The following is a 13300-nucleotide window of genomic DNA, read 5'->3' as shown; positions in this document are numbered from 1 at the left end:
CTCACTGGGCCAATGCAGTTGTTACGGTGCGCGGTCGGTTCGATCGAGCGGGATGCTCATCTTGTGGTGGAGTAGATTGTGGGGATCGTATTTGCGTTTGATCTCTTTCAGCCGGGGCAGGTGCGAGCCGTAGTAAGCCTCGAACAAATCGCGACCGTGGTTGCCTTCCATGAGGTCGTCGTCACCGATGTAGGGGCTGGAGTAAGGATGGAACAGTTCGTACGCCCGACCCTCCCATTCACGGTAGCGGCGGTCACCCTCGGCTTGCAGATCATCGACGGTCAGTCCGTTGCCGGGTTCGACGTCGGTCCCGAAACCCGAAAGCCACGTGCAGCCACGGTTTTTGATCGCGCACGAGTCGACAGGCAATTCGACGGCGGGGTTGATCCGGCAGAACTGCACCCGATTGCCGGGCAGCTGACTTTTCAGCAGCTCCGCGAATTCACCGATCAAGCTCTCCGACAATGGTTTCGGTAGGAATCCCGCCCGGACCCGCTGGTAGCGCAGATGATTATTGGTTTCGCGCAGTACCGCTGCACGTCGATCAAGGTTCGGGCGACATCGACCTGGTCGAAGTGCCAGCGGAAGGTGAAGTTGGCGGGCGCCCGCGGCGCGTCGTGCGCCTTGAGCTTCATTCGGGTGATGACGCCGAACGATCCGGTTCCGGACCCGCGCAGCGCCCAGAAGAGGTCGGCGTGCTCGGTGGTGCTGGCGGTCCGAACCTCGCCGTCGACGGTGACGACCTCGAACTCCAGGGCGTGGTCGGTGAGGTTGCCGTAGGTGCGGAGACAGCGGCCGTAGCCGCCGGCGGTGACCTGGCCGCCGAGCCCGACATTGAGGCAGTCATCGCCCGGTACCAGCAGCCCGTGTTCGAAGGCTTTCGAATACAGAATGCCGGTCGGCACCGCGGGTTCGGCGGTGACTGTCTTCGCCCTCGGGTCGACGCTGATGGCGCGCATCTGCATCAGGTCGAGCACCAACGCTTTACTGTCGGGCCCGCCCAACCCGTTGCCTTCCATCGAATGACCGCCGGAACGAATGGCCAATTGGCTGATGCCCGCCTCCCGGGCGGCGCGCATTATTGCTTGCACCTCCGCGGTATTACGTGGCTGGACCAATCCGAGCGGCCGGAACCGGGTGCGCACATTCCAGGTCGCCCTCGCTCGGTCGTAATCGGGATCTCCCTCGAAACTCATGACAATTTCGGGAAGTGCCGCGCGCAGTCGTGCCGCTACCTCACTCATGACAATCCAGCCTCCAGCGCCTCGCCGATCCGCCGATTCTTCGATCGAAGCCTAAACCGGTCACATCGAATACAGCCCGACCGACAACGGCCTGCCGTGAGCAAACAGGCTTGCGGTTAGCTGGACCCGACGACCGCACACCTTTGATCTCGAGCTCGTTGCGAAACACCGAATACTCGACGAGAAGGCGGTATCTGTGCACATGACGACGGTACGAGAAGCCTCCTACGAGGTCCTGCGGTCGCTGGGAGCCACCACCTTTTTCGGCAATCCGGGGTCGAACGAATTGCCCTTCCTGCAGGAGTTCCCGGACGATTTCCGCTACATCCTCGCGCTACAGGAAGGCGCCGGTCTGGCGATGGCCGACGGTTACGCTCAATCCACCGGGAAACCTGCGTTGGTGAGCCTGCACTCGGCGGCAGGTGTGGGCCAGGCAATGGGTAACCTAGTGAATTCCTGGCAGGCGGGAACGCCGCTGATACTGACCAGTGGACAGCAGTTCCGGCCGCTGATCACCTTGCAGGGCAGGCTCACCAACCACGACGCGACGGCTCTGCCGCGGCCGCTGGTCGAGTGGAGCTTCGAAGCACCGTCGCCGCAAGCGGTCCCCGCCGCGCTGGCGCGAGCGGTCGCCTGTGCGATGACCATGCCGACCGGACCGGTGTATCTGTCTGTGCCGCTGTCGGATTGGAATGAACCCGCCGATACCGTCAACCTGCCCTATCTGCTGGGCCGTCAAGTGGCTGGTCGGCCGGTAGCCGACCGGGCGGCGCTGCGAGCGCTGGCTCAGCGCTTGGACACCGCCGAGAATCCCGTGCTGGTACTCGGGCCCGACGTCGACGCCTACGGCGGCTGGGGCGCAGCGGTCACGCTTGCCGAAAAAGCCGGTCTGCCAGTCAAATTCGGCACCTACGAATACCTGAGGATCTCGTTTCCGACCCGGCATCCCTGCTACCAGGGCACCCTCGGGGCCAGTATCGGCCAGGTCCGATGACCGCTCCGCCCAACGGATCCGCCACAACCCGGACACGTGCGGGTTCGCACTGTTACGCCCCGAGCACTTGTCCGGCTGACCGCATCAGCCCGGACGGCTACTTGCTGACGTCGGTGCCGAAGTACTTCTCGGCTATCTTTGCCAGCGTGCCGTCGGCGCGCAGGGTATCCAACGCCTTGTCGACCTCGGTCATCAGCGCATCACCCTTGCGGGCTGCGAACGACTGCAGGGAGGCGGCGCCGGTTTTGCCGGCGATCCGCACACTGGTATCGCCGGTCTTCTTGGCGTATTCCGCGACGGCGAGGTTGTCGTTGACGACGGCGTCGACCCGGCCGATCTTCAGCAACTGGATGGCCTGCACGAAACCTTCCACCGCCTCGACTTTCGCACCTGCGTCCGTGGCGACCTTCGCCCACGTGGTTGTCGCGGACTCGGCGCAGACCTTGCCGTTGAGGTCGGCGAGCGAGGTGATGCTGTTGTTGTCCGTTCGGGTGACAATCACCCCCTCGGAGAACGTGTACGGCTGAGAAAGCGCGTACTTGTTCTTGCGCTCGTCATTGACCGTCACCTGGTTGGCGATGAGGTCGAACCGCTTCGACTCGAGTCCGGCGAAGATCGCATCCCACGGAATCATCACGAATTCGACCTTCTTGCCGAGCTTTTCGGCGACCGCCTGCACTACCTCGATGTCGTAGCCGGTGAGCTTGCCGTCAGAGCCCTGGTAGCTGAAGGGCGCGTAAACACCTTCGGTGCCGATCTTCAACACGTTCGGGTCGGCACTCCCGCAGGCAGTGAGCCCGGTGGCGGCGACGATAGTGAGCATGACGGCGGCGAACAGCTTGCGGCGCACGAGGTTCCCTCTCTTCGGTGCGCGGACAGCAGACACGTCCACGCACCACACAACCCGACTCAGGTAACTCCGAGGCGATCTGCCGACAGTATCCCCGTCGTGGTGCGCCGAGTACGTGTACGGGGAATTAGGGCTCGTCGGCGTGCATCAAACGCCCTGCAGAACACGGTCAAGAGCCGCCCGGCCCGCAGGTCCCCAGTGCGGCTTGCCGCCGGGAAGGCCCCCATCTCCGTTCTGCCCCATGAGCATCAGGAACAGGCTCTTCATAGCTGCCAAGCCGCGGGCACGCCGGATCGCCGCCTCATCTGCCTGCGCGTACCTGTCGAAGAACCGCGCGGCCGTGCCCGCGGGTAGCAGCACCCAGGCGGCGGCGAGGTCCCATGCCGGGTCGCCGGCGCACATGTCACCGAAGTCGACGATGCCTGCGAGCGTTCCGTCCGAGACGACGACGTTCGCGGGATGGAGATCGCCGTGCACCCATACCGGCGGACCCTCCCACGCGGGGGCGGCGACGGCGTCATCCCAGACGGCGCGGACGTCGGCTGCGAGGTCGTCGGGCGTAACAGCCTGAAGGAAGTCCTCGAAGCCGGCCGTGCAGTTCCGGGGATGGGCACCGCGATCTCTGCCGATCGGTGCCTCTGCGGGTGCCTCCACATGTAGCGCCCGCAGGAAGCCCGCCAGTGTGTCGGCCGCATGGACGCCGCGGCTGATCGTGCCGTGGTCCAGCGGCTCGCCGGGAACCCACGTCATCACAGTCCAGTGCTTGGGGAAGCGTTCGGACGGTTCACCGAACCGCACCGGCCTCGGCACCGGCAGCGGCAAGCGCGGGGCCAACACGGGCAGCCACCGCCGTTCCTTGAACTGGAACTCCGGGGTTCGATCCATGCGCTGCATGCGCACCGCCAACTCGTCACCGAGACGCCACATCTGGTTACCCCAGCCGCCCGCCACCTCGCGAATGGTCAGCCCCGCAAGATCTGGATGTTGCTCCTGCAGCAGGTCGCGGACCAGGTCAGCGGTGATCTCGATCGCGGTCTCGGTCATGCGAATTCAGTGTACTGAGGCAGCAGGCGGCACGGCCGATCAGCGGCTTCGCAACGGAAGCGGCCCCAAAGTTCAGCGAGGGCAGAGCGGGTCCATCGGTGCGTTGTCCATGAAACGCCCGGCAAGCGGCGAGTCCAGCCGACACTCGGGGAACGCCCATGTCTCGGGGCGGCCGATATGCGACACTGACGCCGTGCAGCCCGAGCGCAGGATTCACTTCGTGGGCAGCTTGCCCGCGCAGTTGGACAGTCCAGAGAAGGCAATGGCATTCGCCGTCGACACCGCCGGTGAATACCTCGACGGCATGGTTCCGGGCGGTGAAGCGGATCCGTATCGCGCCCAGTGGTACATCAGACCCATCATCGACCGGTTCAACAGCATCCCGGCGCTGGCGCCCGTGCGCCGCGGTGATTGGTCGACGCTGCGGTCCCGCGACACCTTTCGCCTTCGGCCCGGCCGATCGCTGACCGAAGCCGACGTCGACGCCGCGCTCGGTTATGCGGAGGAGGCGGGGCGTGCCATGGACGCGTTGGCCGAGCTGCGCCGAACCGATCCCGGACTTCGCTTGCAGGTGGGCATACCGACGCCCTTTGTCATCGGTTTCATCGCGTTCGAGGCGCGGATGCTCACGTTGCGTCGAGGCTCGCTGGGCCGTGGTGACCGAGGCTTTCCTTATTACCGCCCGATTCTCGACGCCACCGTCAGGGAGATCGTCCGTATCCACGAGGCGTTGCAGGACGACGTCGTATTCCAGCTGGAGCTGGCCGCGGAGACACTGCTCTGCAGCGGGCTACCCGCGGGCCTGCGGCAAGGCCCGGCCACCGCGGCAGGTCGAGCGATCGGTCGCCTCGTCGCACGGGCGCCCCATGGTTCCCGTTTCGGTGTGCACTTGTGCTACGGGAGCCTCGAAGACAAGCCGGTCGTGGCGCCGAGATCGGCGGCACCGGTCGTGGCGCTGGCCAACGCGATAGCGCGATACTGGCCCGCCGGGCGGCATCTCGATTTCGTTCATCTGCCTATCGGCGATGGCAAACAGGCGCCGGTTCGGCCGCGGTACTACGCGCCCCTGGCCCGCCTCGAACTACCTGCCACCACGCGTGTTGTCGCCGGACTTGCGCATCCGGCGCAGCCGCTCGCGCAAGCACGACAGGGGCTGGCAGCGGCGGAGTCGGCCTACGGCGGCCGGTTGGACGTCGCGGCTCCGTGCGGCCTGGGCCGCTATAAGACCGTCGAGCGGGCGCAGTCCGCAGTCGCACACGCAGTCGCCTTGGCTGAAACAGAGACCTGAAGGGCGCAGGAAAAGTCGCCGAACGATCAGACGAACTCGAATCGGTGTGCGCCAGCGGATATTTCGGACATATGGGCCCACTTGGTGCCTGCGGCGATGGCGGTCGCTGTGGGACCAGCCGCATCGGCGCCGACGGTTCGCCGGCAACGTCGCCGACGCCCTCGGCTGCTACCGAGCGCGGGAGTAAGTGCTGGTAGGCCTGTCGTGAAATGTTGGATCATGTTGTCTCGGAGCATGATTCATCGATGACCCGGACCGGGCGGCCGGTTCGGTCGGGTGGCGCGGCGCCTCGTTCGGACAACGCATACTTCCACCACATCCGGGCACCGAATCTCTGAAGGAGCACCCGTCCGGGGTATCTATCGGCTACGGTTGCACCTGTGGTCGAAGGAACCGAAGGGCCCGCGTCAGACGACAACCGAACGCCGCAACCGTTCGAGCATGGTCAGCTGAACTCTGCCCGGGTGTATGACTACCTGTTGGGCGGAAAAGACAATCGCGAGATCGACCGCGACATGGGTAATGAATTGCTCTCTCGCGCACCCGAACTCAAGACCTTGGCTTGGTTCACCCGGAGTTTCGGGATCAAAGCCGTCCAGATGGCCGCGGAAGCCGGCATCCGTCAGTTCATCGATCTCGGCTCGGGCATCCCGACCTCGCCCAACGTGCATGAGGTGGCTCGGGAGATCGTGCCGTCCGCGCGGGTGGTGTACGTCGACTACGACCCGGTCGTGCACACCCATTGCGACGCACTGCTGGCCAAGCCAGACGGTGTCACCGCACTGCTGGGCGACGTTCGTCATCCCCACGACATCCTCGATCAGCTGAAGAACCGCAGCCTGATCGATTTCGGCGAGCCAGTGGCCATCACGCTCATCAGCGTGCTGCATTACGTGATGGACTCCGAGGACCCCACCGGGATCATCGCCGCCTTCCGCGATCAGTTGGCCCCGGGCAGCTACCTGGCGATGACTCATGGCTCCCTCGATTCCGCCCCAGAGATACTCCAGGTGCTCGCCGGTACCAAAGGCACTTCCGCCCAGGTCGAGTTTCGGTCAGCAACGCAGGCAGAGGCATTGTTGGCCGGCTTCGAGTTGATCGAACCCGGGGTGGTGCCGGTACAGCAGTGGCTCCGTCCCGACTTGCCGGACACTCGAATGATCATGCTCGGTGCAATCGGCCGCAAACCGTGAATTATCCGGCGCAAACAGGAGTAATCTCGAACCCGCCAATTTGTTGTTGGCCGCCTGCACATTCGAACGTGCGTCAGGTGCTGTCCCAGTCGATCCGAGGATAAAACAATGAAGACCCTCAAAACTATCGCTGGTGTCGTGTCGACGATCGCATCCGTCGCCGCAGTTACGACCGGCGCCGCTGTTGTCAATGCCCCTATCGCCTCCGCCGCTCCCGGCGACCTCATTACCGCAGATGTCCCCACCGTGGACCAACTCGACGACCAGGTCGCGTTCCTGATCGAACTACCCGGCTCCGACGAGGCCAAGGCCGCCCATATGGAAGGCGGCACGAGGGCGGTCGTGGTGGCGCGCACCCTCTACAACATCGGCTGGTACCGAGCTCCGCAAGGGTCGAACACGATCACCGGTCCCGAGACCCACGAAGGCAACGTGCACACCGCTATGCTGCGCAGCAAGTCAGTGGGAAAGCCGGATCTGGTTGCCCGAGTGGTCTGGAAGCGCATCGATGGTGCCTGGAAGCTGTCCAACAGCTCCGTGTGCGAGGGCGTCAGGGCCGTGGGGCTGGCCATGGGCTGCGATTTCTGACCGGCTCCGAGCGCCGTGATCGAGATCCGTGACCTCACCCTGAGCTACCCGGGCGTGACCGTCCTCGAAGTACCAGAACTGACCGTGGCGGACGGGGCACTCACCTACCTGATCGGTCTCAACGGCACCGGCAAAACCACGCTGCTGCGGTGTATCTGTGGCGTCATCGCGCCTGCGGTCGGCACCGTCCGGGTCGACGGCACCCTCATCCGGGCTCATCACACCACACCGGCAACCCTTGGAATGCACCTCAACTACCGAGCCTTCGACCCACGCCACACCGCACGTCGGCACCTACGCTGGATCGCCCGCGCCCGTGGACTACCCACGGGCCGGGTCGGCGACGTCCTCGAGATCGTCGACCTCCACCGGGTCGCCGATCGTCGGCTCGGGCACTATTCGCTCGGCATGCTCCAACGGGTCGGCATCGCCGCCGCATTGCTCTCCGAGCCGCAAACCCTGCTGCTCGACGAACCGCTCAACGGCCTCGACATCGCGGGCATCCGCTGGATACGCGAACTGCTGCGCCAGCTCGCCGACGCCGGGACCTGTGTCCTGGTCGCCACGCACCTGCTCGACGAGGTCGAACGCAACGCCGACCACATCGTCATCGTCGGAAACCAGCGCGTGCTGGCCGACCAGCCGTTCGCCCACCTCATGAACACCCTGAGTCCCGGCGAGACCAACCTCGAAGACGCCTATCTACGCATCGCCGGCCTGCCTACCGACGTTGCGATCGGTGTGGCCCCATGAACAACCCCGGCCCGGCCACCCTGATCCGCCGCGGCATCGCCGCCGAATGGACCCGCACCGCCGGACGCAGCTTCCTGTGGGCCGTCGCTGTCCCACTCACCTTCGTGCTGCCACTGGTCGTCACCTTCGCAATCGCCGCCGTCGCGGAACGACTCGCCAGTCTCCCCGGCCAGAGTTACCTGGCCACGGTCTCCACCACCAACTCCGTGTACTGGGTGATCACCATGTCCGTGTCGGTCATGATGGTTACCACCGCCTACGCCCACGCCACCCAATGGCGCGGCCAGACAAGCGATCTCAATGCCTTCCTGTTTCCCCGGTCTTGGACGGCCGCGACGGCCCGGTGGATCTACTACGGCGCCATCACGGCAATCTCGACACTGCTGCTGCTCATCGTCGTCATGGTCACGCTGCCGCAGCTGTTCCCCCAAATCTATGGGGATGTGGACATCACCGACTCCGCCGGCATCCGATTCCTCTGGACCGTCCCGTGTTACGCGTTCGCCGCGTGCGGCGTAGGCGTCGCGGCCGGGTCACTGATTCGCACTCCATCCGCCGCCGTCGCCGTGCTGCTGTTCTGGGTCTATGTAGGTGAGAACTCCATCAATCTGCTGCCCCGTGGGTCCGCCATACAGGCCTACGCCCCGTTCCTCAACGCCGTCGCCGCAACCGGCCAGGAAGTCGCCTTCCTTCCGCGCTTCGGCCGCAACGGATCGCTGGTCTACTTCATCCTCGTCGCCGTCAGCCTCTTCGTCATCACAGCCGTCCTACCGATCCTCATTCGCCGGATCTCCGGACGTCGCAGCACGACGCTCACCACATCAGGCGCAGCCTGAGCCGAGCCCGTCGTCACGGCTTTCGGTCGCGCGACAACACAGAGACCGGACGAACCTCGAGCGGAAGCCTGCCCATCGAGGGAATCGGACCTAGGGCTCGCGGCAGCTTCTTGGTTTTGACCGGCTGGAACTCCCACTTCGACAGCAGACTGTGCAGAATCGTTTGCAGCGCTATCCAGGCGTAATTGTTACCGATACACATTTGATTGCCCGCGCTGAACGGAACGAAGCTCTTACATTTCGATCCGGAGCCCGAGGTCGGCCACCGATCGGGGTCGAAAGTGTCCGGATCGGCGAAAATGTTCGGGTTGCGGTGAATAGCCGCGATGCTGTATCCGATATCGGTCCCAGCAGGAAATGTGAAACCGTCGAGTTCGACCGTGCTGGTGCTACGTCTCGTCTGCAGTAGTGGGGAATGGGTCCGCGTGACCTCGTTCAGGAACCGGTTCAGGTAGTCGAGTTGGTCGAGGCTGTGCGGGCTGAGGTCTCCTGCGGCGGAGATCTCCTGCTGCAGTCTCGAAGCAACCTCCGGACGATGTGCCAACTCGTACATAGCCCAGGTCAGCGTGGCGGTCGTGGCGTCGATCCCGCCGAAGAGAATGGTCACCGCCTGCTCTGCCAGGAACTTGTCACTACGGTGTTCGTCACCGAACGAATACAGCAGGATGTCGATCAGGTCGTTCCGGCGCTCACCGCTGTCCCGGCGCGTGACGAGCAGCTGTTGACAGTAGTCCCGCAGTTGCGTTCCGGCCGACAGGAACTTGCTGTTCACCGGCAACGGCAGGCTCGCCAGTTTCTTGGGCAGCACACTGCCCACGATGGCGCCTGCGCCTATGTCCGCGATCAGACCCGAAATATGTTGCAGCTCTTCGGTATCGGGTTCGCGCGAGAACAGCGACCCCAGCAGGGTGCCGATCACCAACCCCAACAGCGCGGAACGGGCCTCGATGATCTGGCCCGGCTGCCACGAACTCGCCAACGCATCCGCGTTGCGCTTTATGCTCGGCGCGTAGGTTTCCAACGCTGTCCGGTGGAACGCCGGTTGCAGCAGACGACGAAGATCCCGGTGTTGCTGACCATCCGCAACGATCAGCGAATCCCCGAATATGAGACGGATGCGTTCGAAGAGGAGCCCTCGCTCGTAGGCATCAGGGTTCTCGACCAACACCCGGTGGAGCAGCTCGAAATCGGTGATGACATACACAACGAGACTGCCGATATCGACACGGACTATTTTCCCGACGCTGACCAGATCCACCATGAACTGAACCGGGTCACGCAATATCTGGTAACCGTGTCCGAGAACCGGCAAACGTCCGGGTGCACTCGGGACGTCACGAAGTTCCACTGCGTGTTGCCTTTCGTTCGGCAGGTTCGAGACCAGAGACTTCGGGTGATCGGATCACACAGACAGCAGCGACTCCACCGCAGTCGACCGCGTGGACCGGTTGTTCAGCGAGCTTGCCGACGGGCATCAGAGGAGGAGCGCTCGTCGGCGGCACGACGCTGGGTGACAGTCCCACCTATACCGTGGGACGCCCCGGCTACGAAAAGCGGTCCCCCCGACTAGGTCGGTCATAGCCAACTCCTGGATCAGCGTGTCGGGCAACGATCTCCTCACAACTTTCGACAAACCGGCCTCGGTCTCAGACTTTCTCCGATAGTCCGCACGGAGACTCCCGCACGGACAGGCGGCAACCGATCTGAAACACTGAGGCCTGTTGTCCATCAACACGTTACATTAGCCGGGATATCGGCCCGGCTCCGACTTTTTGCCGAACCACTAACGGTCCGAGCGCCATTCACGGTATGAAGCCACATCTTCCCGTCGGTGTCGATCGCGGCCGTGTAGTTCGCGTGACCATTGCGTACGACCTCACCGCAACTCGTCCAGGTTCTCCCGCCTCTGCCCGCACCGATCTTCCACCGATCATTCGTGACGTGTCACGGGGTAGCAGCCAGGCTCGGCCACGATCGATCCGATACCGCCGGCCGTCGGCGCCAGGCGCGGATTGCCCACGGCGCGACCAGTAATGAGGCAACCGCCCAGTTGGCATCCGCAGCCCCACCGCCGTTGTCTGCCAGCGGGCCACGCCGGATCCCGACCAGTCGGCGGCCACACCGAGCGACAGGTATGACGCAGCCCACACTCACTCCTCGCACACGGCGATACCAACCCTCGTAGGATCGACAATCAGTTCAGCAACTAAGGGTCGCCAGCCGACCCGAATAAGTATGTGAAGCGTGACGCCGGAGGAGGGGATGGGGCAGGCGGTCGCGGCGACCGCACCGTACGCAAACTTGTTGCCGCTATAAGCTGCGTTATTTATAACGGCAATCGGTAATTCCCATCCTTGGCCGATGAGCACCAGGGGCGGGCATTGCGTCTACTTCGTAGTGTCGACAAGATCGTCTGTGACTCGGGGAGTATCGTTGTCCAAGATTCGTATTATCGGCGCTGTCGGCGTCGTCGTCCTCCTTCTCCTGGCAGGCTCGCTTTACTTCGGCTTGCGCGACAAGTCCGATGACGCCCCGGCGAATCAGAAGGCGATCTCGGTGGCGGTCGACATGACCAATCTGCCGCAACGCGTGATTCAGGTGAAGCAGACGATCCCGGTTCGGCCGGGCGAGGTCGAGTTGCTTTTCCCGCAGTGGCTGCCCGGCAACCACTCTCCGTCCGGTCCGATCGACAAGATCGCGGGCATCACCTTCACCAACGCCGGGAACAAGCTGGAGTGGAAGCGTGACCCGCTGAACGTATATAAGTTCAAGGTTACGGCGCCCGACGGCGTGGAATCAATCGAGGCGAGTTTCCAGTACATGACTCCCACCGATTCCACTCAGGGGCGCGTGGTGATGACGCCGAATATGCTGAATTTGCAGTGGAATGCCGTGGTCCTCTATCCAGCTGGTGCTCCGGTCAGTGAGATTCCTTTCACCGCGAGCGTTACCTACCCGCCAGGATTCACGGCCGGAACCGCGCTGGATGTCGCCGGCAAGGACGGCGACACCGTGAATTACAAGACCGTTCCATTGGACATCCTGGTCGACTCGCCCGTGTATGCGGGGCGCTATCACAAGGAGTTCGACCTGGCGCCTGGCGCGAAAACCCCTGTGCGGCTACAAGTATTCGCCGACGCACCGGAGCAGCTCGAAGCTAAACCAGAGCACATCGAGCAGCACAAGGCGCTGGTGCAGCAGGCTCTGGGACTGTACGGCGCACAACACTATGACCACTACGACTTCCTGCTGTCGTTGTCGGATCAGCTCAGCTCCAACGGCTTGGAACACCAACGATCCAGCGAGAACGGCCAGCCCACGGACTATTTCACCGGGTGGGACCCCGCGGTGGGCAGCGCCGATCTGCTCGGGCACGAGTACACCCATTCCTGGAACGGCAAGTTCCGGCGCCCGGCAGACCTGTGGACACCCAACTACAACGTCCCGATGCAGGACAGCTTGCTGTGGGTCTACGAGGGACAGACGCAGTATTGGGGCAACGTGCTCACCGGCCGGTCCGGCTTGCGACCTGCCGAAGTTTCTCGTGACGCGTTGGCTTCGGTAGTCGCCGCCTACACCGATAACCGCCCCGGACTCGCCTGGCGCACGCTGGAGGACACCACCAACGATCCCATCATCGCTCAGCGGCGTACGAAGCCGTATCGGTCGTGGCAGCTCAGCGAGGATTACTACCAGGGCGGGCAACTGGTGTGGCTGGGGGTGGACGCGCGGATCCGCGAACTGACCGGGAACGCAAAGTCACTCGATGATTTCGCTCGCGCGTTCTTCGGTGTCGACGATAGTAAGTGGGAGTCGCAGAACACCTACGACTTCGACGAAGTCGTCTCGACGCTGAATGGCGTGGTCGCCGATGATTGGGCGAAGTACCTGCGCGATCGCATCGACGGAAAGGAACCGTTCGCCTCGAGTGTCGAGAAGACTGGGTGGAAGTTGGTCTACGACAACAACCCAGGCGCTTTGCTCACGGCTCAGATGAAAAAGGCTGAGGGCGCCGTCAACTACACCTACTCGATCGGCCTCAACGTGTCCGGTGCGGGCAAGGTCACCGACGTGCGCTGGGACGGGCCCGCATTCAAGGCAAAAGTCGGCACCGGGATGACGGTGGTTTCGGTCAACGACGCCCCCTATTCCCAAGCCACCATGGAAGCCGCGATCGAGGCGGCCAAGACCGACCCCGCACCGATCCGATTGCAGGTGAAAGACTTCGATCAGACACGGACCATCGAACTGAACTATCACGACGGCCTCCGTTACCCGCATCTGCAACGCATCGAAGGCACCCCGGACTACCTCAGCCAGATCCTGGCGGCGCGGAACTAGCGCCGCACGGGGAGTCCGCGGAACCGGGGTCGGTGAGGCGGCGCACACGGTCGTTGAGGTACCGCTGTTCGGGGATGCTCGTGGTGAGTTGCGCGGCGCGCTGGTAGCTCACAGTCGCCGAGGTCGCCGTGCCTGCGCAACAGGGCGGCCAGGACATGCGGCGACTCGA

Annotated in this window: 12 protein-coding genes; 7 read left to right on the top strand and 5 right to left on the bottom strand. The window is 63.7% G+C overall.

What is annotated here, in order from left to right:
* Positions 1-21: 21 nt before the first annotated feature.
* Both NN4_RS23440 and NN4_RS23435 read right to left on the bottom strand, forming a co-directional pair.
* Complete coding sequence (locus NN4_RS23440; protein ID WP_147135252.1) at positions 22-453, bottom strand: BBE domain-containing protein; 432 nt, start codon at positions 451-453, stop codon at positions 22-24.
* Entirely contained in the window at positions 450-1244 is a 795-nt protein-coding gene (locus tag NN4_RS23435; RefSeq protein ID WP_147135251.1) for an FAD-binding oxidoreductase, read from the bottom strand. Before NN4_RS23435 ends, NN4_RS23440 begins: the two co-directional genes overlap by 4 nt.
* A 202-nt stretch (positions 1245-1446) precedes the next feature.
* Between NN4_RS23435 and NN4_RS23430 the strand changes: the two genes are divergently transcribed.
* Positions 1447-2238, top strand: a complete 792-nt coding sequence (locus NN4_RS23430; protein ID WP_147135249.1) for a thiamine pyrophosphate-binding protein — start codon at positions 1447-1449, stop codon at positions 2236-2238.
* A gap of 97 nt (positions 2239-2335) precedes the next feature.
* On the opposite strand, the gene NN4_RS23425 is transcribed toward NN4_RS23430, so the two are convergent.
* The gene (locus NN4_RS23425; protein ID WP_186818593.1) at positions 2336-3088 is read right to left on the bottom strand and encodes a transporter substrate-binding domain-containing protein; all 753 of its coding nucleotides are present in this window, start codon (positions 3086-3088) and stop codon (positions 2336-2338) included.
* Between the two features lie 147 nt (positions 3089-3235).
* Complete coding sequence (locus NN4_RS23420; protein WP_147135246.1) at positions 3236-4132, bottom strand: aminoglycoside phosphotransferase family protein; 897 nt, start codon at positions 4130-4132, stop codon at positions 3236-3238.
* Positions 4133-4352: 220 nt separating this feature from the next.
* On the opposite strand from NN4_RS23420, the gene NN4_RS23415 reads away from it, so the two are divergent.
* From NN4_RS23415 to NN4_RS23395, 5 genes are all read left to right on the top strand, one after another.
* The gene (locus NN4_RS23415; protein ID WP_147135242.1) at positions 4353-5420 is read left to right on the top strand and encodes a hypothetical protein; all 1068 of its coding nucleotides are present in this window, start codon (positions 4353-4355) and stop codon (positions 5418-5420) included.
* Positions 5421-5800: 380 nt separating this feature from the next.
* Entirely contained in the window at positions 5801-6613 is an 813-nt protein-coding gene (locus NN4_RS23410) for an SAM-dependent methyltransferase (RefSeq protein WP_147135239.1), read from the top strand.
* Between the two features lie 108 nt (positions 6614-6721).
* The gene (locus NN4_RS23405; protein WP_147135236.1) at positions 6722-7201 is read left to right on the top strand and encodes an MTB12 C-terminal domain-containing protein; all 480 of its coding nucleotides are present in this window, start codon (positions 6722-6724) and stop codon (positions 7199-7201) included.
* Positions 7202-7216: 15 nt separating this feature from the next.
* A complete protein-coding gene (locus NN4_RS23400) occupies positions 7217-7954 on the top strand; it encodes an ABC transporter ATP-binding protein (RefSeq protein ID WP_147135233.1) in 738 nt (245 codons plus the stop codon).
* On the top strand, positions 7951-8790 hold the full coding sequence (locus NN4_RS23395; protein ID WP_147135230.1) for an ABC transporter permease: 840 nt from the start codon (positions 7951-7953) through the stop codon (positions 8788-8790). The genes NN4_RS23400 and NN4_RS23395 overlap by 4 nt, the downstream gene beginning before the upstream one ends.
* A gap of 13 nt (positions 8791-8803) precedes the next feature.
* On the opposite strand, the gene NN4_RS23390 is transcribed toward NN4_RS23395, so the two are convergent.
* Positions 8804-10138, bottom strand: a complete 1335-nt coding sequence (locus NN4_RS23390; RefSeq protein ID WP_186818592.1) for a cytochrome P450 — start codon at positions 10136-10138, stop codon at positions 8804-8806.
* Between the two features lie 1085 nt (positions 10139-11223).
* Between NN4_RS23390 and NN4_RS23385 the strand changes: the two genes are divergently transcribed.
* A complete protein-coding gene (locus NN4_RS23385) occupies positions 11224-13131 on the top strand; it encodes a M61 family metallopeptidase (protein WP_147135223.1) in 1908 nt (635 codons plus the stop codon).
* Positions 13132-13300: the final 169 nt, after the last annotated feature.

It is taken from the genome of Nocardia ninae NBRC 108245, from assembly GCF_007990755.1.
Lineage (GTDB): Bacteria > Actinomycetota > Actinomycetes > Mycobacteriales > Mycobacteriaceae > Nocardia > Nocardia ninae.
The sequence above is the reverse complement of the archived record's forward strand: the minus strand, read 5'-3'. Positions and strand labels throughout refer to the sequence as shown.